This window comes from Streptomyces sp. NPDC043896 (genome assembly GCF_056435605.1).
Window position 1 is genome coordinate 154,357 of record NZ_JBWKEE010000020.1, and the last position, 18,738, is coordinate 173,094.

The 18,738-nt window shown below is 71.2% G+C and carries 20 protein-coding genes; 12 read left to right on the top strand and 8 right to left on the bottom strand.

Annotated elements, in window-relative coordinates; translation table 11 throughout:
• The first annotated feature begins 1 nt into the window (after position 1).
• From nadC to AC069X_RS26960, 9 genes are all read left to right on the top strand, one after another.
• Positions 2 to 970, top strand: coding sequence for a carboxylating nicotinate-nucleotide diphosphorylase (nadC, locus tag AC069X_RS26920; protein WP_478732308.1), 969 nt, complete (start codon positions 2 to 4; stop codon positions 968 to 970).
• A 4-nt stretch (positions 971 to 974) separates the two neighbouring features.
• Positions 975 to 1,784: a type III pantothenate kinase gene (locus tag AC069X_RS26925; protein WP_478732263.1), complete on the top strand. Its 810-nt coding sequence runs from the start codon at positions 975 to 977 to the stop codon at positions 1,782 to 1,784.
• A gap of 160 nt (positions 1,785 to 1,944) precedes the next feature.
• Entirely contained in the window at positions 1,945 to 2,697 is a 753-nt protein-coding gene (locus AC069X_RS26930) for a GntR family transcriptional regulator (protein WP_478732265.1), read from the top strand.
• Between the two features lie 135 nt (positions 2,698 to 2,832).
• The gene (locus tag AC069X_RS26935; protein ID WP_471338951.1) at positions 2,833 to 3,024 is read left to right on the top strand and encodes a DUF397 domain-containing protein; all 192 of its coding nucleotides are present in this window, start codon (positions 2,833 to 2,835) and stop codon (positions 3,022 to 3,024) included.
• An 89-nt stretch (positions 3,025 to 3,113) separates the two neighbouring features.
• The gene (locus AC069X_RS26940; RefSeq protein ID WP_478732267.1) at positions 3,114 to 3,725 is read left to right on the top strand and encodes a hypothetical protein; all 612 of its coding nucleotides are present in this window, start codon (positions 3,114 to 3,116) and stop codon (positions 3,723 to 3,725) included.
• 13 nt (positions 3,726 to 3,738) lie between these two features.
• Positions 3,739 to 3,906 carry a hypothetical protein gene (locus AC069X_RS26945; protein WP_471338955.1) on the top strand — a complete coding sequence of 56 codons (168 nt, stop codon included), beginning with the start codon at positions 3,739 to 3,741 and terminating at the stop codon, positions 3,904 to 3,906.
• Positions 3,907 to 3,987: 81 nt separating this feature from the next.
• Positions 3,988 to 4,443, top strand: coding sequence for a BlaI/MecI/CopY family transcriptional regulator (locus AC069X_RS26950; RefSeq protein WP_478732269.1), 456 nt, complete (start codon positions 3,988 to 3,990; stop codon positions 4,441 to 4,443).
• 9 nt (positions 4,444 to 4,452) lie between these two features.
• Entirely contained in the window at positions 4,453 to 4,986 is a 534-nt protein-coding gene (locus AC069X_RS26955; protein WP_478732271.1) for an amino-acid N-acetyltransferase, read from the top strand.
• 165 nt (positions 4,987 to 5,151) lie between these two features.
• Positions 5,152 to 5,490, top strand: coding sequence for a histone-like nucleoid-structuring protein Lsr2 (locus AC069X_RS26960; protein ID WP_007264817.1), 339 nt, complete (start codon positions 5,152 to 5,154; stop codon positions 5,488 to 5,490).
• Here AC069X_RS26960 and AC069X_RS26965 read toward each other — a convergent pair.
• A complete protein-coding gene (locus AC069X_RS26965; RefSeq protein WP_478732273.1) occupies positions 5,469 to 6,092 on the bottom strand; it encodes an SCO3374 family protein in 624 nt (207 codons plus the stop codon). The genes AC069X_RS26960 and AC069X_RS26965 overlap by 22 nt on opposite strands.
• A 451-nt stretch (positions 6,093 to 6,543) precedes the next feature.
• Between AC069X_RS26965 and AC069X_RS26970 the strand changes: the two genes are divergently transcribed.
• Entirely contained in the window at positions 6,544 to 9,069 is a 2,526-nt protein-coding gene (locus tag AC069X_RS26970) for an ATP-dependent Clp protease ATP-binding subunit (protein ID WP_478732275.1), read from the top strand.
• A 1,473-nt stretch (positions 9,070 to 10,542) separates the two neighbouring features.
• Positions 10,543 to 11,190 carry a M23 family metallopeptidase gene (locus AC069X_RS26975; protein WP_478732277.1) on the top strand — a complete coding sequence of 216 codons (648 nt, stop codon included), beginning with the start codon at positions 10,543 to 10,545 and terminating at the stop codon, positions 11,188 to 11,190.
• A 10-nt stretch (positions 11,191 to 11,200) separates the two neighbouring features.
• On the opposite strand, the gene AC069X_RS26980 is transcribed toward AC069X_RS26975, so the two are convergent.
• The 7 genes from AC069X_RS26980 to AC069X_RS27010 all read right to left on the bottom strand — a co-directional run bounded on the left by AC069X_RS26980 (position 11,201) and on the right by AC069X_RS27010 (position 17,513).
• Positions 11,201 to 12,325, bottom strand: a complete 1,125-nt coding sequence (locus tag AC069X_RS26980; protein WP_478732279.1) for a LamG-like jellyroll fold domain-containing protein — start codon at positions 12,323 to 12,325, stop codon at positions 11,201 to 11,203.
• 78 nt (positions 12,326 to 12,403) lie between these two features.
• On the bottom strand, positions 12,404 to 13,717 hold the full coding sequence (gene cseC / locus AC069X_RS26985) for a two-component system sensor histidine kinase CseC (RefSeq protein WP_478732281.1): 1,314 nt from the start codon (positions 13,715 to 13,717) through the stop codon (positions 12,404 to 12,406).
• A 10-nt stretch (positions 13,718 to 13,727) separates the two neighbouring features.
• Positions 13,728 to 14,441, bottom strand: a complete 714-nt coding sequence (cseB, locus tag AC069X_RS26990) for a two-component system response regulator CseB (RefSeq protein WP_478732283.1) — start codon at positions 14,439 to 14,441, stop codon at positions 13,728 to 13,730.
• Between the two features lie 52 nt (positions 14,442 to 14,493).
• Positions 14,494 to 15,144 (bottom strand): hypothetical protein, encoded by a 651-nt coding sequence (locus AC069X_RS26995; RefSeq protein WP_478732310.1) that lies wholly within the window; start codon positions 15,142 to 15,144, stop codon positions 14,494 to 14,496.
• 38 nt (positions 15,145 to 15,182) lie between these two features.
• Entirely contained in the window at positions 15,183 to 15,743 is a 561-nt protein-coding gene (locus tag AC069X_RS27000) for a SigE family RNA polymerase sigma factor (RefSeq protein WP_007264805.1), read from the bottom strand.
• A gap of 220 nt (positions 15,744 to 15,963) precedes the next feature.
• Entirely contained in the window at positions 15,964 to 16,869 is a 906-nt protein-coding gene (locus tag AC069X_RS27005) for an HhH-GPD family protein (protein ID WP_478732285.1), read from the bottom strand.
• 23 nt (positions 16,870 to 16,892) lie between these two features.
• The gene (locus AC069X_RS27010) at positions 16,893 to 17,513 is read right to left on the bottom strand and encodes a phosphatase PAP2 family protein (RefSeq protein ID WP_478732287.1); all 621 of its coding nucleotides are present in this window, start codon (positions 17,511 to 17,513) and stop codon (positions 16,893 to 16,895) included.
• Positions 17,514 to 17,673: 160 nt separating this feature from the next.
• Here AC069X_RS27010 and AC069X_RS27015 point away from each other — a divergent pair, with 160 nt between their 5' ends.
• The gene (locus tag AC069X_RS27015) at positions 17,674 to 18,483 is read left to right on the top strand and encodes a hypothetical protein (RefSeq protein WP_478732289.1); all 810 of its coding nucleotides are present in this window, start codon (positions 17,674 to 17,676) and stop codon (positions 18,481 to 18,483) included.
• Positions 18,484 to 18,738: the final 255 nt, after the last annotated feature.

An 18,738-nucleotide genomic window follows, 5' to 3' on the forward strand; every position in this document is an offset into this window, starting at 1 on the left:
CGTGAGCACCCCCGAACTCCCCCTGATCGAGCAGAACGAAGGCGGCTGCGGCGACGACTGCGGCTGCGGTGACGGCGAGGAGAGCGGTCTCGACCCGGCGCTCGCCCAGCTGCTGGCGGACGCGGGCCTCGACCCGATCGAGGTCGAGGACATCGCGCACATGGCGCTGTCCGAGGACCTGGACGGCGGGGTCGACGTGACCACCGTCGCGACCGTCTCCGAAGAGGCCGAGGCCATCGCCGACTTCGTGGCCCGCGAGGCCGGCGTGGTGGCCGGGCTGCGGATCGCCGAGGCCGTGTTCTCCGTGGTCTGCACGGAGGCCTTCGAGGTCGAACGGCACGCCGAGGACGGCGACAAGGTCGAGGCCGGACAGCTGCTGCTGTCCGTACGCGCCCGGACCCGCGACCTGCTGACGGCCGAGCGCAGCGCGCTGAACATCCTGTGCCGGCTGTCCGGCATCGCGACGGCCACCCGCCGCTGGGCGGACGTCCTGGACGGCACGAAGGCCAAGGTCCGCGACACCCGCAAGACCACGCCGGGCCTGCGCTCGCTGGAGAAGTACGCGGTCCGCTGCGGCGGCGGCGTCAACCACCGCATGTCCCTGTCGGACGCGGCGCTGGTCAAGGACAACCACGTGGTCGCGGCGGGCGGCGTCGCCCAGGCCTTCAAGGCCGTCCGCGAGGCGTTCCCGGACGTCCCGGTGGAGGTCGAGGTCGACACGATGCACCAGGTCCGCGAGGTCGTGGACGCGGGCGCCGACCTGATCCTGCTGGACAACTTCACCGTCCCGGAGACGGAGGAGGCCGTGACGATCGTCGCGGGCCGCGCCGTCCTGGAGTCCTCGGGCCGGCTGACCCTGGAGACGGCCCGCGCCTACGCGGAGACCGGCGTGGACTACCTGGCGGTGGGCGCGCTGACGCACTCCTCGCCGATCCTGGACATCGGCCTCGACCTGCGCGAGGCGGTGTAACCCGATGCTGCTCACCATCGACGTGGGCAACACCCACACGGTCCTGGGCCTGTTCGACGGTGACGAGATCGTCGAGCACTGGCGGGTCTCGACCGACCCGCGCCGCACGGCCGACGAGCTGGCCGTGCTGATGCAGGGCCTGATGGGCATGCACCCGATGCTCGGCAGCGAGCTCGGCGACGGGATCCACGGCATCGCGATCTGCGCGACGGTCCCGTCGGTCCTGCACGAGCTGCGCGAGGTCACCCGCCGCTACTACGGCGACGTGCCCGCGGTGCTGGTGGAGCCCGGGATCAAGACGGGCGTGCCGATCCTGATGGACAACCCGAAGGAGGTCGGCGCGGACCGCATCATCAACGCGGTGGCCGCCGTCGAGCTGTACGGGGGCCCGGCGATCGTCGTGGACTTCGGTACGGCCACCACCTTCGACGCGGTGTCCGCGCGGGGCGAGTACGTGGGCGGGGTGATCTCCCCGGGCATTGAGATCTCGATGGAGGCGCTCGGTGTGCGCGGGGCGCAGCTCCGCAAGATCGAGCTGGCCCGGCCGCGGAACGTGATCGGGAAGTCCACGGTCGAGGCGATGCAGTCGGGCGTGGTGTACGGGTTCGCGGGCCAGGTCGACGGGATCGTCAACCGGATGGCGCGCGAGCTGGCGGGTCCGGGCGGCGACCCGGACGACGTCCGCGTCATCGCGACCGGCGGGCTGGCGCCGATCGTCCTGGGCGAGGCGTCGGTGATCGACGACCACGAGCCGTGGCTGACCCTGATCGGTCTGCGTCTGGTGTACGAGCGGAACGCGCCCAACTTCGACTGATCCGGCCGTGGATGGGGCCCCCGCCCAAGGGCGGGGGCCACACCGCGCGGTAGCGGAACGTCATGCGGAGTCCTCAGCTTGAACCTGATCGGTTAGCTTGTCGGCGTCGGACGCACACCCTCCCGAAGCGGCACAGCCGAGACGGCACAGGACGGCCCAAATGCCCCGTAAATCACCGTACTTGCAGGTGGTCGCATCGCTCCGGACCCGCATCGAGGCGGGCGAGTGGGCGATCGGCGACCGGCTCCCCTCCCGCGCCCGGTTCGCGGAGGAGTACTCCGTCGGGCAGGGCGTCACCCAGCGGGCCATGGAACAGCTCATCATCGAGGGCTTCCTGGAGGGACGCGCCGGTTCCGGCACGTACGTGCGCACCCCGCGCCGGCGGATGCGGATGCTCCGCACCCGCCGCCGGGTCCTCGGCTCCGGCAACACCTTCCGTTCGGAGGCCGCCGCGCACGGCATCGCCGCCTCCTGGGACTCCAAGACCCTGCCGCAGGTCCCGGCGCCCGAGCGGATCGCCGCCCGCCTGGCCATCGAGCCCGGCTCCCCCTGCGTGATGACCCGCTACGAGTTCATGGCCGACGGCAGCCCCGCCGAACTCTCCGAGTCCTGGGAACCCCTCGCCATCACCTCCGGAACCCCGATCGTCCTCCCGGAAGTGGGCGAACTGCGCGGTGCCGGGGTGGTGGCGCGGATGCGCTCCATCGGCATCACCGTCACCTCGGTGGTGGAGGTGCCGCGCCCCTCGCGCGCCAACCAGAACCAGGCCAACCTGCTGGGGATCAGCCTCGGCGCGCTGATCACCGAGGTCGAGCGCACGTACATCGACTCCGACGGGCGCCCCGTGGAGACCGCCGACCTGGTCATCCCCGACTCCCGCTACGAGATCGCGTACGCCTTCCCGGTGGAGTGAACGACGGAGCGTATTCTTGGCGGCCGTACTTTCCGACGACCGGGTTTTTTACCGGAACTGGCCGGAGTGTGCCTCTCGTGGAGATAGCGTCACGCTCGAGAAGCACCGCGACCTCGTCCTTGCGGAGGAGACACCATGACCGCGAACGCTCGCCCCGACTGGCGCAAATCGTCCTACTGCGGCGCCGGTGACGCCTGCGTCTACGTGGCGGCCGCGCCCGGCACCCTGGTGCGCGTGGCGGACCGGGCCGACCCGGCGCACCTCGTGATGGCCACGACCCACGCCGCCTGGGCGGAATTCGTGAAGGCCGTCAAAGAGACCGGCTGAACCGCCCGGAGGGGGCGGCGTGGGTTTCCGCCGCGCCGCAATCCCGCACCCTCAGGGGATTTTGTCCGATTAGCGCGTATCTTCGCCCCATGCCCACGCCTTACGGATCCCGCGGCGGCATGGCGTTCAGCGCCGCCGAGCTGCACGTGCTCAGGCGTTCCCTCGCCCACGCCCTCCAGTCCTCCACGGCCCCCCTGACGGCTTCCGAGGTCCAGGACTGCCTGCGCCTCGCGGCGTCGGTGGACGACGCGGTCCTGGAGGCGGGCAGGCTCAGAGCCTTCCTGCTCGACGATCTCGCCCGCTACCGGGCGGCCCTGCCCGGGAGCCTGTCCGGCTACCTGGAGCTGCTCCAGGACGCCCTGGCGGCCGGCTACGAGCCCCGGCCCGACGACCTCGCCGCCCTGCGCGCCCTGCGGGCCAACCCGCTCGCGGGCGCCGTGCTCCGCCGGGCCCAGGCCGTCGCCGAGCGCTCCGTACGCCGCCGGCTCGCGACCGGGACCGCCCCGGCGACCGCCCCCGCCCCGCGCACCCGCCTGCTGGCCCTGCCCGGCGGCAAGGACCAGCCGCCCCCGCCCCCGCCGAAGCCGGCCCCGGTGAAGGAGCCCGGGACGCCCGCCCGCCCGGTGCCCACCCCGGGCGACGTCTTCCCGCCGCGCCGCAAGCCCACCCCGCCCCCGTCGGCGGGACGCGCGGCGGTGTAGCTACGCTGGGGGCATGGACTACGTCTCCGCGCTCGTGCCCCCCTTCGTGATGGCCGCGTTTTTCATCGCACTCGTCGTGACGATCGTGAAGACCCAGGGCGGTGCCAACAAGGCCAAGGAAGACGCGGTGGTCGACGCCGCGATCGCCCGTGCCGAGGCCGGCCAGCAGTCGCAGAAGTGAAGTAACCCCCACCCGGGTTTTCCACCGCGCGTTGCGGCGAATAGTCGGGCAATTCGCCGCAATCCGCACTATCGTGCTGCTGTGCCTCGCCCCTTGGGAGAACTCGAAGACGCAGTGATGACGCGGGTGTGGCAGTGGAACCGCCCGGTCACCGTTCGGGAAGTCCTGGAGGACCTCCAGCAGGAACGGTCCATCGCCTACACCACGGTCATGACCGTTATGGACAATCTCCATCAGAAGGGCTGGGTCCGGCGGGAAGCCGAAGGCCGCGCCTATCGATATACGGCGGTCTCCACCCGCGCCGCCTACTCGGCCGCACTGATGAACGAAGCCTGGTCGACCAGCGACAACCCGGCGGCCGCCCTCGTCGCCTTCTTCGGCATGATGTCCCCGGAACAGCGCGAGGCCCTCCGCGACGCCGTCCGCATCGTCCAGCACGACGAACCCGACCCCGAGACCGGCACGGCCGGCGGAACGCAGGCCACGGCCGCGCCGGAAGGGGACTCCGGCGCGCAGGGGACCGACCCGGGGCGATAGCGTCCGGGTATGGGAGAGCTTTCCACCACAGACGACGCGAAAACAGTGACGATCCGCCGAGCGCGCACCGGTGATGTTCCGGCGCTGCGCCGCCTGCTCGACCAGTACGTGCAGCAGCGGATCCTCCTCGACAAAGCCCCCGTGGCCCTTTACGAGGGCATCCAGGAGTTCTGGGTCGCGGAACGCGACTCCGACGGGCAGGTGGTGGGCTGCGGCGCTCTCCACGTCATGTGGGAAGACCTCGCCGAAGTGCGCACGCTCGCGGTCGACCGCGACTTGAAGGGCGCCGGTGTGGGGCACCGGGTGCTCGCCAAGTTGTTGGAGACCGCCCGCCGGGTCGGGGTGAGCCGGGTATTCTGCCTGACCTTCGAAGTGGACTTCTTCGCGAAGCACGGCTTCGTCGAGATCGGCGAGACCGCGGTGGAGACCGATGTCTACATGGAGCTCCTGCGTTCCTATGACGAGGGAGTCGCCGAGTTCCTCGGTCTCGAACGAGTGAAGCCGAACACCTTGGGCAACAGCCGGATGCTGCTGCACCTCTGATCGATCGCGGCGGCTATTACAGGGCCCGGCGCTCCTGTGGCCTATGTCCGAATCGCGCACGTTTCCCGCCTTGTTGCGGCCCTGAACCTCTCGACGGGGGTTTGTGTTTTCCAGGCAAAAGCGGTTTCCTTTCCGCGTACTGCATTTTCGATGAAAGGAAATCCGGTGGCACAGAAGGTTCAGGTCCTTCTTGTCGACGACCTCGACGGTGGCACGGCGGACGAGACCGTGACGTTCGCTCTGGATGGCAAGACCTACGAGATCGACCTCACCACCGCCAACGCTGAAAAGCTCCGCGGTGCGCTGGAGGACTTCGTGAAGGCCGGCCGCCGTACCGGCGGGCGCGCCTCCACCGGCCGCGCCAAGGGCCGCGCGGCCGCCGCTCCGGGCAGCCCGGACACCGCCGAGATCCGCGCGTGGGCCAAGGCCCAGGGCCTCAGCGTCAACGACCGCGGCCGTGTTCCCGCCGAGATCCGCGAGGCCTACGAGAACGCCAAGGGCTGAGGCGTACGCCGACCCAGGCGGGCGCGGTGGCATTCCGTCGCCGCCGCGGCCACCAGGCGTACGAGATCGGGTCCGGCCGGCTCCGCACAGAGTCCGGGCCCGGCCCAGCCGCCCCGCCCCGCACCGGGCAGGGCGGGCAACGACGCCTCACACCCCGGCTCCGGGGGCCGCAGCCACACGGCGGCCCCCCGAAGGCCCTCTCCCGGCGCCCGCCCCGGCGGCACGGGGGCGGTGATCCTGCCCCCCGCACCCAAGGCGGTCAGGTCCAGTGCCACCCCGCCCCACTCCAGCCAGTCGAGCAGCCCCTCCAGCTCCTCGGCGGAGCCCGGGGCGACCAGGAAGCGCATCCGGCGCCCCATCACGGCCACCGGACCGGTGGAGGCGAATCCGGGACGGCGCAACAGCGCGGCCCCGGCGTCGGAAGGCAGCTCCAGCACGTCGAACCGGACCCCGGTGACCAGCTGGGGCGGCGGCCCGCCCGCGCAGCTCCAGCCGAGCACCCGCTCGTACCAGGCGCGGGTGCCGTCCTCGGGGTCCTCGGAGTCCTCGGAGTCCTCGGACGGGACGCGGGGCGAGGGGACGCTCACGGTGCTGAGGGACATGACCGGAGCAACTCCGGCACGCGCCCACGGGTTACGCGGCGCGCCCGCACCAATGCGGAGCGTAAACCTCCGTCGAGCGGCGTCCCACATTCGGGACACAAGCGTGTTCGCCCGTAGCGGAGGGAACCGTGCCCACCGGCATGGACTGTCAGTCCTTACGGGTAAGACATTCCTAGTGGATCGGGGCGACACGCTGATTTGAGCGTGTTCCGTTCGCCATCGGCGTACACCTGTGACGGGTATCTGCCTGGCCTGCGGGAACATCGTCTCGCACCATCGAGTTGGAGCAGTAGTCGGCTCTTACAGCCGGTTTTCCTCACCGACGTGGGGGTGAGCCGTGGACGGATGTCGGCAGTTGGAATGAGCTGTCCCGTCCCGCGGGACTAGCATGCGGAAGGACAGGGCGGGGACCGACCCCGAACTGCCCGACCGCTCTGAGGAGCGATAAACGATGTTCGAGAGGTTCACCGACCGCGCGCGGCGGGTTGTCGTCCTGGCTCAGGAAGAAGCCCGGATGCTCAACCACAACTACATCGGCACCGAGCACATCCTCCTGGGCTTGATCCACGAGGGTGAGGGTGTCGCCGCTAAGGCCCTGGAGAGCCTCGGGATTTCGCTCGAGGCTGTTCGCCAGCAGGTTGAGGAGATCATCGGTCAGGGCCAGCAGGCCCCGTCCGGGCACATCCCCTTCACCCCGCGGGCGAAGAAGGTCCTGGAGCTTTCGCTCCGAGAGGCCCTCCAGCTCGGCCACAACTACATCGGCACCGAGCACATCCTGCTCGGCCTGATCCGCGAGGGCGAGGGCGTCGCCGCCCAGGTCCTCGTGAAGCTGGGCGCCGATCTGAACAGGGTCCGGCAGCAGGTCATCCAGCTGCTCTCCGGCTACACCGGGGGCGGCAAGGAGTCGGCCACCGCAGGCGGCCCGGCCGAGGGCACCCCCTCGACCTCGCTGGTCCTCGACCAGTTCGGCCGCAACCTCACCCAGGCTGCCCGCGAATCCAAGCTCGACCCGGTCATCGGGCGCGAGAAGGAGATCGAGCGGGTCATGCAGGTCCTGTCCCGCCGGACCAAGAACAACCCCGTCCTCATCGGCGAGCCCGGCGTCGGCAAGACCGCCGTCGTCGAGGGCCTGGCCCAGGCCATCGTCAAGGGCGAGGTCCCCGAGACCCTCAAGGACAAGCACCTCTACACGCTCGACCTGGGTGCCCTGGTCGCCGGCTCCCGCTACCGCGGTGACTTCGAGGAGCGCCTGAAGAAGGTCCTCAAGGAGATCCGCACCCGCGGCGACATCATCCTGTTCATCGACGAGCTCCACACCCTCGTGGGTGCGGGCGCCGCCGAGGGCGCGATCGACGCCGCCAGCATCCTCAAGCCCATGCTGGCCCGAGGCGAGCTCCAGACCATCGGCGCCACGACGCTCGACGAGTACCGCAAGCACCTCGAGAAGGACGCGGCCCTGGAGCGCCGCTTCCAGCCGATCCAGGTGGCGGAGCCCTCGCTCCCGCACACCATCGAGATCCTCAAGGGCCTGCGCGACCGCTACGAGGCCCACCACCGGGTGTCGATCACGGACGAGGCGCTGGTCCAGGCCGCGACCCTGGCCGACCGGTACATCTCGGACCGCTTCCTGCCGGACAAGGCGATCGACCTGATCGACGAGGCCGGCTCCCGGATGCGCATCCGCCGGATGACCGCACCGCCGGACCTCCGCGAGTTCGACGAGAAGATCGCGGCCGTCCGCCGCGACAAGGAGTCGGCCATCGACTCCCAGGACTTCGAGAAGGCCGCTTCGCTCCGTGACTCGGAGAAGCAGCTGCTCGCCGCGAAGTCCAAGCGCGAGAAGGAATGGAAGGCCGGCGACATGGACGTCGTCGCCGAGGTCGACGGCGAGCTCATCGCCGAGGTCCTCGCGACCGCGACCGGCATTCCCGTCTTCAAGCTGACCGAGGAGGAGTCCTCGCGTCTGCTGCGCATGGAGGACGAGCTCCACAAGCGCGTCATCGGCCAGAAGGACGCCATCAAGGCGCTTTCGCAGGCGATCCGCCGTACGCGGGCCGGCCTGAAGGACCCGAAGCGCCCCGGTGGCTCGTTCATCTTCGCCGGTCCGTCCGGTGTCGGTAAGACCGAGCTCTCGAAGACGCTCGCCGAATTCCTCTTCGGCGACGAGGACGCGCTGATCTCCCTCGACATGTCGGAATTCAGCGAGAAGCACACGGTTTCCCGCCTCTTCGGCTCGCCCCCCGGCTACGTGGGCTACGAAGAGGGCGGCCAGCTGACCGAGAAGGTCCGCCGGAAGCCGTTCTCCGTCGTCCTCTTCGACGAGGTCGAGAAGGCGCACCCGGATATCTTCAACTCCCTTCTCCAGATCCTGGAGGACGGTCGCCTGACCGACTCCCAGGGCCGGGTCGTGGACTTCAAGAACACGGTCATCATCATGACGACCAACCTGGGTACGCGGGACATCTCCAAGGGCTTCAACCTGGGCTTCGCCGCCCAGGGCGACGTCAAGACCGGCTACGACCGGATGAAGGCGAAGGTCAACGAAGAGCTCAAGCAGCACTTCCGGCCCGAGTTCCTGAACCGTGTCGACGACACGGTCGTCTTCCACCAGCTCAGCCAGGAAGACATCATCCAGATCGTCGACCTGATGATCGCCAAGGTGGACGAGCGCCTCAAGGACCGCGACATGGGCATCGAGCTCAGCGGTGACGCGAAGCAGCTCCTGGCCAAGCGCGGCTACGACCCGATCATGGGTGCGCGCCCGCTGCGCCGGACCATCCAGCGCGACATCGAGGACCTGCTGTCGGAGAAGATCCTCTTCGGCGAGCTGCGTCCGGGCCACATCGTGGTCGTCGGCGTGGAGGGTGAGGGCGAGGAAGCCAAGTTCACCTTCCGCGGTGAGGAGAAGTCGGCCCTGCCGGACCTCCCCCCGATCGAGGCGACGGGCTCCGGCCCGGACCTCTCGAAGGGCGCGTAAGCACCGACGGGCAGTACTGAGGGGCGGCCCCGGGACCACAAGGTCCCGGGGCCGCCCCTTTGGGTTGGGCGGGGTGGTGGGGGGCGGGGTCCGGGGGCGGTGGCCCCTTGGGCGGAGCCGGGGAGGGGCTGGGGGTTTCCCGTCAGTCCCATCGTCGTTCCGTGTCGTGCCGGCCTGTAAAGGGCGCTCACTGCGTTCGCGTCACTTCGTGATCGCCTTCGGCGACCCTTGACAGGCCGTCCCGCCCCGGAAAGCCGAAAGACTGCCGGGAAACCCCCAGAAGAACGGTCACGGGGCAAGAGAGGGAGGAGCGGCCCCGTCAGTGATGGGCGAGGGGCCTGGGGCCGGCCTGCCGGGCATCCGGGCGGCCTTGATTCCTGGTTCAGGGCCGGGGGCGCGGCTACCTGCACGGAAGGACGACCAGATCAACCTGCGGACCACCCAGGCGCACCAGTTCGCTACGCGCTCCTCTCTGCTTGGCGTCCGGCGGCCGTCCGGGGCTGGTGCCTGCACCACTGGGCGAGCAGGAGGCCATGGGAGACGGTGGGCGCGTCAGATCGCTACACACTTTCTCTCGGTCCGGCGTCCGGCGGCCGTCTTGCGCTGGTTTATGGCCCCCGGGGAGGCTCTCAGGCCCCGGGATGGCGGCCAGGCGCCGAGACAAGAGGAGCGCGTAGCGATCTGCCGCGCCCACCTGCAACCTGGACTGCTCTGATCAACCTCTGGTGCAGGTATCAGCCCCAGACGGGTGGTGGACGCTCGGCCGGGAGGAGCGCGTAGCGATCTGCCGCGCCTGGGTGGTCCGGAGGACGGTCCTGTCGTCCTTCCGTGCAGGTAGAGCCCCTGCGGCCCCGGATCTCGGCCTCTGGGGGCCCGGTTGCCCGGCGGGCCATGGCCCGGTCCCTCGTCTCGTCCATGACAGGCCCGTCCCTCCTCCTCTGGACGTGCCGTTCTTTTGGGGGTTTCCCGGCAGTCTTTCGGCTTTCCGGGGCGGGTCGGTCTGTCAAGGGTGGCCGCGAAGGCCATCGCGTAGCGACGCGACCGGAGGGAGCGCCCTTGAGGGACCGGGCCGAACCGGAAGGACGATGGGACTGACGGGAAGCCCCCTGCCCTCCCTGATGCAGCCCGGGGGTATGGCGCTTCACCCGTGCCGGTTGCGGGGCGTTGGGCCCTGATGTGGGGGGCGAACGTCCCGGGGGCGGTGACAAGCCGCACAGGGCAAATCGGACCTACTAGGACCTCTCGTAGGTTTTGCTGTCCTGGTTTGTCCCTGCGTAGGTGCAGGGTGGGGGCCGTCAAGGGGGTGGAGATCGACCTCTCGGCTACGAGACGGGGTAGTAAAAGGGACGTTTGGGGAAGCCCGGGGGCGCGGGTTACCAAGGTGGGGCAAGCCCGGCAGTGGCGGTTCGGTCCGCAGCGCCGGGATCTTTCTTGCCCGAACACGCCCTTGTCCCCGGCCCCGGAGGTCTCCACATGTCCGCGAAGCGCGTCAGCACCCGCCGTACCCGTATCGCCCTCGCCGCCACCGGTCTCGGTGCGGTGCTGGCTCTCGGGGCCGGGACGACCGCCGCCTTCGCCGACGAGGCCCCCAGCACCCTGTCCGCCTCCGCCGAGGTCGCCGCCGTGCAGGCGCAGGCCGACGCCCAGGCCAAGGCCGCCGCCGCGAAGGCCGCGGCCGCCAAGGCCGCCGCCGCGAAGACCGCCCTGTGGGCCAAGCCGGTCGAGCGTTACACGCTCTCCGCGACCTTCGGCAAGGGCGGCAACATGTGGACGAACAAGCACTCCGGCCAGGACTTCGCCGTCCCGACCGGCACCCCGGTCAAGGCCGCGGGCTCCGGCACCGTCGTGAAGGCCGGCCCGAACGGCGGCGGCGACGGCCCCGCGTACGGCAACGCCATCGTGATCAAGCACGCGAACAACACGTACTCCCAGTACGCGCACCTGTCGAGGATCCAGGTCAAGATCGGCCAGAAGGTCTCCGCGGCCCAGCAGATCGCGCTGTCCGGCAACACCGGCAACTCCAGCGGCCCGCACCTGCACTTCGAGATCCGCACCACCCCGAACTACGGCTCGGCCGTGAACCCGGTGGCCTTCCTGCGGAACGCCGGCGTCACCATCTGACCCCGCGGGCTCAGATCAGCCAGGAGTGGGTCGGCTTCGCCTTCCCGATCTTGTTGTTCTTCAGGCCCGTGATCTGCTCCTGGCCCAGGGCCTGGTCGAAGATCCGGATGTGGTCCAGCGGCCCGTCCCACGCGGCGCTCCAGATCCCGTGGTGGCGGGCCCGGCCCAGCTGGAGGGGTCCGGGACCGGCCCAGATGCCGGAGACCTGCGCCTGGCCGGCCTGCTTGTCGTCCACCCAGAGGGCGATCGTCTTCTTCTCCGCGTCGTAGGTGCCGGTCAGCAGGGTCCACTGGCGGGTCGTGTCCACGTTGTCCGCGATGACCTGCTGGGCCGTCGCCGCCTGGCCCTTGTCGCCGGTCTGCACCCGGAACACCCAGGCCTTCTTGCCGTTCACGACCTCGAAGCCGAGCTCGAACGAGTACGAGTCCCCGTCACCCTGGCTGACCGCCATGCGCGAGCCGTTCTCGGCCACGTTGTAGGCGCGGGTGGAGACGGTGAAGCTCTTCGTGACGTCCACGGCCGCCTCAGCGCCCTGGGCGTAGGAGTCCGCCGTGCCCTTGAAGCGGACCTCGGTCCGCTTGGCCAGTTCTCCCAGCGAGGCGCCCGGGCCCAGGGCTATGCCCATCTTCCCGCTGCGGTCGCGCAGCAGGTTCGGTTCGCCCGGCACGGTGGGGGAGTCGTCCTCGGGGGTCTTGCCGTCCGGGGACGGGGAGGAGGTGCCGCCCGAGGCGCTGGGGGAGCCCGAGGCGGCGACGGCCGGCGGGTCCTTCGGGTCGTCGGAGCCGTTCAGTACGAAGAACCCCGCGCCGCCCGCCACCAGGACGACGGCGAGCGCCCCGATCCCGATGGTCAGCCGCTTGCGCTTGCGCTGCTGGGCCTCGGTGGCGTCGGCCATGGCCTGCCAGTCCGGGGTGGAGGAGGAGGCGGGGGCGGGGGACACCGGGGGAAACGGTTCGCCGCCGCCGAGCGGGGGCTGCGGCTGGGCAAGGGGCGGGCCGAAGCCCCCTGCGGCCGGCTGCCCCTGCGCGGGGCCCGGCTGGTAGGGGTTCGGCGTCTGCGGCGGGAATCCGTAGCCGCCGCTCCCCGAGGCGGGGCCGGGCTGGGGGCTGTTCGGGCGATCCGTACCGTCAGTCATGGCACGGATGCTAGAACATCGTCCCGGCCCGGGGAGTGCCCCGGGTCGGACGCGGGCCGGGCGGGGGCGGCCGAGGGGTCAGCCCGGGAGCTGGATGATCGGGAAGCTGCCCGTCGCCGTCGGGGCGTGTTCCGGCAGCCACAGCACCGCCACCGCACCGGCCGCGGCGCCCTCGCTCTCCGCGCCGCCCGGCGCGGCCACGTTGCGGAAGGTGAGGCGGGCGCCCAGGACGCGGGCCTGCCCCTCCGCGATGGTCAGTCCGAGCCCGTGGCCGACGCCCGCCCGGTCCGTGGATCCGGTGCGGAAGCGGCTGGGGCCCTCGCGCAGCAGGGCCTCGGGGAAGCCGGGCCCGTGGTCCCGGACGCGGACGACGCGGCCCTCGACGTCGACCTGGATCGGTGCCCGCCCGTACCGCGAGGCGTTGGCCAGCAGGTTCCCGAGGATCCGCTCCAGGCGGCGCGGGTCGGTGCTGACGATCTCGTCGGCGACGACCCGTACCGAGGCCTCCGGCATCAGCGCCGACACGCGTCGGCTGACGAACTCGCCGAGCGCCACCTCCTGGAGCTCGGCGCGTTCGGACGCGCTGTCCAGCCGGGCCACCTCCAGCACGTCCTCGACCAGCACCCGCATCGCCTGCGCGCGGTCGCGCACCAGCTCCGTCGGCCGGCCCGGGGGCAGCAGTTCCGCCGCCGTGAGCAGGCCCGTCACCGGGGTCCGCAGCTCGTGCGCGATGTCGGCCGTCACCCGGCGTTCGGCTTCGAGCCGCTGCTGGAGGGCGTCCGCCATGGCGTCCACGGCCCGTGCGAGGTCGTCCGTCTCGTCCCGTACGACGCCGCCCACGGCGTCGCGTACGCGTACCTCGGGGTCCCCGTGCGCCACCCGCTGCGCCGCTGCCGCGGCCTGGCGCAGCCGGCGGGAGATCTGGCCGCCGATGAGCACGCCCAGTGCGGAGCCGCCGATCACCACGGCGAGGGAGCCGACGACGAGGGCCCGGTCGAGGTCGCGCACCATGTTGGCGCTCTCGCGGAACGGGTGGTGCATGGAGAGCACCTGCCCGTTGCCGAGGGGTACGGCCGCCCACACCTCGGGGACCCGCTTGGGGGACTCGTGGATGTAGGTGCCGCGCCGCCCCGAGCGGGCCTTCTCGCGCAGCTCGGCGGGGAGCTCGGGGTCGTTGATCTTGGCGCCCCAGATGGGCTTGCGGCCCGCGTCGGGGGTGCGGGCGATGTACTGGACGCGCTCCAGTTCCTGGTCGCGGGCGCTCTCCAGCATCGACACGCGGGCAGCGCTGTGCACCACCAGGCTCAGGGCGAGCGCGGTGAGGGCGCCGACGGCGGCGATGGCGAGCGTGATCTTCCAGCGGATCCCCGTACGGAGGGTGACTCGCCTCATGCGGTTCTACTCATGCCTTGAGCTTGTATCCGAAGCCTCGGACCGTTTCGATCCGGTCCTGTCCGATCTTGGTGCGCAGCCGCTGGACGTGGACGTCCACGACGCGGGTGTCGCCGCCCCAGTCGTAGTCCCACACCCGCTCCAGGAGCCGGTCGCGGGAGAGGACGGTGCCGGGCGCGGAGGAGAACTCCAGCAGCAGCCGCATCTCGGTGGGGGTGAGGGCGACGGGGGCTCCGGCCTTGCGGACCTCCATGCCCTCGGTGTCGACTTCGAGGTCGCCGAAGGAGAGGACCCCGCGCTCGCCGGACCCGTCCGCGTCGCCTGAGCCGTTCGCGCCGTTCTGGGCGCCGCCGGCGTGGCCGAAGCGGCGCAGCACGGCGCGGATGCGGGCGACGAGGACCGAGCCGTCGAAGGGCTTGGTGACGTAGTCGTCGGCGCCCGCCTCCAGGCCCAGGACCACGTCGATGGAGTCGGCGCGCGCCGACAGCATGATCACGGGGACGGTGGACTCGTCGCGGATGCGGCGGCACAGGCTCACGCCGTCCATGCCGGGCACCATGACGTCGAGCAGGGCGATGTCGGGGCGGTCCGCCCGGAAGGACTCCAGGCCGGACAGGCCGTCGGGCATGGCGGTGACCACGAAGCCGTCGCGTTCCAGCGCCAGGGTCGTGGCTTCGCGGATGACGTCGTCGTCCTCCACGAACAGCACGTGGGTCTCGGCCATGCCCAGCCTCACTCCGGTTCCATCGGTCGGTGCGGATCAGCTCTTCCGCGGGTCAGTTCTTCGGCGAGACGGCCGGGGCCGGCTGCATCCCGGGGTTGAACACGTTGCTGTATTCCGAGTGCACGCGGTCCTGTTCGGCGAACCGTTCGCCGTTCCAGCGGTACGTGATCACGTCTTCGCCGGACGGTTCGGAGGGTGCGGCGTCCTGCCCGTAGACGGGCTTGCTGACCACCAGGTCGCCCCGGTCGATCTCGGCGTAGACCGGCTTCTGCTCGTCCGTGAACACATTCTCGTACTTCCCGCCGTCGGAGCGGTACACGTACGAGCCGCGGCCCATGGCGTCGGCGCAGGACAGGACGTTGACGACGACGTCGACCGCGGTGCTGCCGGTGATCTTCCCGTAGCTGACGTCGATCGGGAAATCCTTGCCGGTGCAGGGCTTCAGGTCCCGTTTGATCTCGGCGCTGACCTTGGGGTCGGCCTTCAGCAGGGCGACCGGGTCGACCCGCTTGACGGGGCTGCCGGTGGACGCGGCGGCGGAGTGCCCGGGGGCCGGCGGCTTGGTGGGGCCGCCCGTGGGCTGGTTGCTGCGCGCGACCGGATCGGTGCGCGCGGGGCCGCCGTCGCGCAGGCCGGTGCCGCCCGCGGAGCAACCGGCCGCGAACAGCACTGTGCCGACGAGGACCGTGGTCCCCGCCGACATGAGCACCAGCGAGCTTCTTCCGCTCAGGCTTTGGCCGTTCAGGCCGCGCACCGCTCCCGCCCCTCGTAGCGCGTGGTGTGGTCACCGCGTTCCAGGGCACGCATGTCCAGGTCCCGGCTCTCCAGCTCCTGACGGAGCCGGGCCAGGGCGCGGTGCAGTGTGCTCTTCACGGTTCCCGCCGACATCCCGAGCGCCGCGGCCGTCTCCTCGGTGCTCATCTGCTCCCAGTGTCGCAGCACCACGACACTGCGCTGCTTGGGCGCGAGCACCTTGAGGATGTCCATGAGCAGGGCACGGTCGGCGCGCTGGTCGGATCCGTCCTCGACGGAGGCGTCCGGGAGCTGCTCGGTGGGGACCTCGTCGAGCTTGCGGGCCCGCCACCACTCCGTCCGGGTGTTGATCATGACGCGGCGCAGGTAGGCGTCGGCCAGGGACTTGTCGGCGATGCCGTCCCAGCGGCCGTAGGTGCGCACGAGGGCGGTCTGGAGCAGGTCCTGGGCGTCGGTGGGGTCCGGGACCAGGCGCCGGGCACTGCGCAGGAGGGCGTCCTGCCGAGTGCGTACGTACTCCTCGAACTCGAGTACCTCTCCGTGCGCCATACAGACCGCCTCCGCTGCCGTCCCCGTCTCCGTCTTACGGGTCCGAAGTTACGTAGGGGTTGTCACGGCACTGTGCGGGTCAGCCTGCGGTGGGCGCACGGACACCCGTAGGTTGTGTAACAGCGCCCGTGAGCTGCGGTTTCCCGGCCCGAAACGGAATCTTCGAGTCAGCTTCGAGTGGATCCCGATCCGTGCCGGGCCTGCGGCGGTCCGTCCCGCGTCAGCTCTGCGGCAGCCGGTACATCCCCTGCGCCAGGGGCTCCACCAGCCCGTCCGAGACCAGGCCGTCCAGCGCCCGCGCCCGCTGCACCGGCTCGTCCCAGACCGTGTCCAGCACCGCCTGCGGAACCGGGCCCACCGCCTCCCGGAGCACCGCCAGCAGCTTGCCGCGCACCTGCCGGTCCGTCCCGGCGTACGTCTGACCGCGCCGCGGCGGCCCGTCGTGCGCGGGCTTCCCCGCGAGCCGCCACGCGCACAGCGCCGCCACCGGGCAGCGGACGCAGTCCGGGTTCTTGGCGGTGCACACCAGCGCGCCGAGCTCCATGGAGGCCGCCGCCCAGCGGGCCGCCGTCGCCTCGTCCCCGGGCAGCAGCTCCCGCGCCAGCCGCCGCTCGGCGGCGGTGGTGGCGTTCGGCGGGTACTCGACGCCGGTCGCGGCGCGGGCGAAGACCCGGCGCACGTTGGTGTCCAGCACCGCGTGACGCTGCCCGTACGCGAAGGAGGCCACCGCGGCGGCCGTGTACTCCCCGATCCCGGGCAGCGCCAGCAGCTGCGCGTGGTCCCGGGGGACGTCGCCGCCGTGCCGTTCCGTTATCGCCGCGGCCGCGCCGTGCAGGCGCAGGGCCCGGCGGGGGTAGCCGAGGCGCCCCCAGGCCCGTACGGCCTCACCCGGCGCCTCGGCGGCCAGGTCCGCGGGCCGGGGCCACCGGGCGAGCCACTGCTCGTACACCGGCAGCACCCGGCTGACGGGGGTCTGCTGGAGCATGAACTCGCTGACCATCACCCCCCAGGGGCCGGCCTCGGGGCGGCGCCAGGGCAGATCGCGCGCGTGCTCGTCGAACCACGCGATGACGGGGGTGTGGAGCGCGGAGGGGCGGGATGGCGATGGTGAAGGGGATGCAGTCATGGCAGACGGCATCCTGGCACGTTTCAGGCCCGGCGCGCGGGGCCCGGACCGGTGAACCAGACGGCGAAGCGGTTGCCGCTCCCCTGGACGGCGGTGACGAGCCTGATCATCGGACCGGTCAGCGCCGCCACGGCGAGGACCGTCAGCGAAGCCCCCAGCAGCAGGCCCATGCCGACGTCGTGCGGGTAGTGCACCCCGACGAAGACCCGGGAGAAGGCCATCAGCAGCCCCATCGGCAGGGTCAGCCAGGCCAGGCGCGGAACGGCCAGCGCCAGCGCGACGGCGGCGGCCCCGGCGATGGCGGAGTGGTTGCTGGGGAACGACCAGTCCCCGTACGGCGGGCACGGCACCAGGGAGGCGGCCGCCCCGGCCACCGCCCGGCAGGGCCGCTCCTCGTCGACGGTGGACTTCACCATCTCGGAGGCCACGTACACGAGGGCGGTGACCAGCGGCGCGAGCACGGCCAGCGCCAGCGCCCGGGGGCCGTCGGCGCTCCTCCCGCGCGCACGCCACCAGGTGGATATGAAGAGCAGACCGAAGACCAGCAGGCCGTACTCGGTCCAGACCTCGACGGCCGTCTGCACCCAATGGGGCGTGGCGTGGGCGAAGTCGGTGATGTCGCGATAGAGGTCGGAGCTGTCCATGGTCACTGACCGTACTCGGCGCCCCGTCGCGTCCACGTCGGACCCCTGGCCGGTAATGACCGCTCCCGGATGCTCCCGCAGGATGATCATCGGCAAAACCTGCCGGATGAGCGGCATGTGGGGCGCTGAACGCGGCACGAGTTCTCGTAAGGTTCGGTGCGTGGGATCTCTGCGCAATCCGGTCGGGCCGCTCCCCTCCTCCATTTACTGGCGGCGGAGGGCCGTGCTGGCGTCCGTCGCCGCACTCGTCGCGCTGCTCGCCGTATGGTTCGTCAGTTCCGGTGGCGGCAAGACGAGTACGAACGGCAAGGGCGGCGGCGACGGCTCCGGACCCGTGCGCACGATCACCCCCGGCCCCTCCGGCTCCGGCCCGGCGATCAGTCAGGCCCCGGGCGGTCGCGCGGAGTCGGGCACCGGTACCGGTTCCACCGCGGGCCCGGACAAGAACGGCGACCCGGGCGGCACCGGCAACTCCGGTACGGCGGGCAGCTCTTCCGGCGCCTCGTCCTCCTCGGGCGGCGGCTCGGGCGGAGCCCCGGCGCAGGTCCCGGCGGACTCGCCGCTGCCGACGTGCCCGGCGAGCGCGTTGCAGTGGGAGGTCAAGAGCGTGAAGAACGAGTACGAGACGAACGAGAAGCCCCGTCTCGAACTGCTCGTCCGCAACACCTCGGGCAGCACCTGCAAGTTCGGACTCGGCCCGAGGCAGGCGGTCGTGACCATCTACCAGACGACGGGCGCCAAGGCCGTCTGGTCCTCCGCCGACTGCCCGACGGGCGCGGCCAACGCGTTCTACCGGATGCCGGCGCAGGGGGAGACGAAGCAGTCGGTGGAATGGGACCGCAAGCCGAGCGCGGCGGACCAGTGCCAGAACCCTCCGCAGGGCAACCCGGCCCCGGACACGTACGTCGTCGAGGTCAAGTCCCCGGGCCTCCCGGTGGCCCGCACGTCATTCGTCCTGAAGCAGGACTGACCTTCCGGGCGCGCCCGTCGCCGCAAACGCCGCCGGGGTCCGGGGCGCCGGGGTCCGGGGCGCAGCCCCGGGGAACGGGCGAAGGGAGGGCCGGGGACCCTCGTCCCGCACAGCGGCCAAGCGGCGGCGCCGCGCGCCCGAGCTGATCCAGAAGACACGGCCTAGACGAGTAAGTCCGAAGTCTTCGGGTGCATGAAGCGAGGGTCTCGTTGATCCGTTTGTGACGACAGATCTCGAAACCCTCGCGACAGCACT

Bases quoted from the DNA above. Each gene is read 5' to 3' on its own strand.
- AC069X_RS26945 (WP_471338955.1), top strand. From the start codon at position 3,739: ATGGACTACGTCTCCGCGCTCGTGCCCCCCTTCGTGATGGCCGCGTTT.
- AC069X_RS26980 (WP_478732279.1), bottom strand. From the start codon at position 12,325: ATGACTGACGGTACGGATCGCCCGAACAGCCCCCAGCCCGGCCCCGCC.
- AC069X_RS27005 (WP_478732285.1), bottom strand. From the start codon at position 16,869: ATGACTGCATCCCCTTCACCATCGCCATCCCGCCCCTCCGCGCTCCAC.
- AC069X_RS26970 (WP_478732275.1), top strand. From the start codon at position 6,544: ATGTTCGAGAGGTTCACCGACCGCGCGCGGCGGGTTGTCGTCCTGGCT.
- AC069X_RS27010 (WP_478732287.1), bottom strand. From the start codon at position 17,513: ATGGACAGCTCCGACCTCTATCGCGACATCACCGACTTCGCCCACGCC.
- AC069X_RS26995 (WP_478732310.1), bottom strand. From the start codon at position 15,144: ATGTCGGCGGGGACCACGGTCCTCGTCGGCACAGTGCTGTTCGCGGCC.
- AC069X_RS26955 (WP_478732271.1), top strand. From the start codon at position 4,453: ATGGGAGAGCTTTCCACCACAGACGACGCGAAAACAGTGACGATCCGC.
- AC069X_RS26940 (WP_478732267.1), top strand. From the start codon at position 3,114: ATGCCCACGCCTTACGGATCCCGCGGCGGCATGGCGTTCAGCGCCGCC.
- AC069X_RS26975 (WP_478732277.1), top strand. From the start codon at position 10,543: ATGTCCGCGAAGCGCGTCAGCACCCGCCGTACCCGTATCGCCCTCGCC.
- AC069X_RS26925 (WP_478732263.1), top strand. From the start codon at position 975: ATGCTGCTCACCATCGACGTGGGCAACACCCACACGGTCCTGGGCCTG.
- AC069X_RS26935 (WP_471338951.1), top strand. From the start codon at position 2,833: ATGACCGCGAACGCTCGCCCCGACTGGCGCAAATCGTCCTACTGCGGC.
- cseB (WP_478732283.1), bottom strand. From the start codon at position 14,441: ATGGCCGAGACCCACGTGCTGTTCGTGGAGGACGACGACGTCATCCGC.
- AC069X_RS26930 (WP_478732265.1), top strand. From the start codon at position 1,945: ATGCCCCGTAAATCACCGTACTTGCAGGTGGTCGCATCGCTCCGGACC.
- AC069X_RS27000 (WP_007264805.1), bottom strand. From the start codon at position 15,743: ATGGCGCACGGAGAGGTACTCGAGTTCGAGGAGTACGTACGCACTCGG.
- cseC (WP_478732281.1), bottom strand. From the start codon at position 13,717: ATGAGGCGAGTCACCCTCCGTACGGGGATCCGCTGGAAGATCACGCTC.
- AC069X_RS26965 (WP_478732273.1), bottom strand. From the start codon at position 6,092: ATGTCCCTCAGCACCGTGAGCGTCCCCTCGCCCCGCGTCCCGTCCGAG.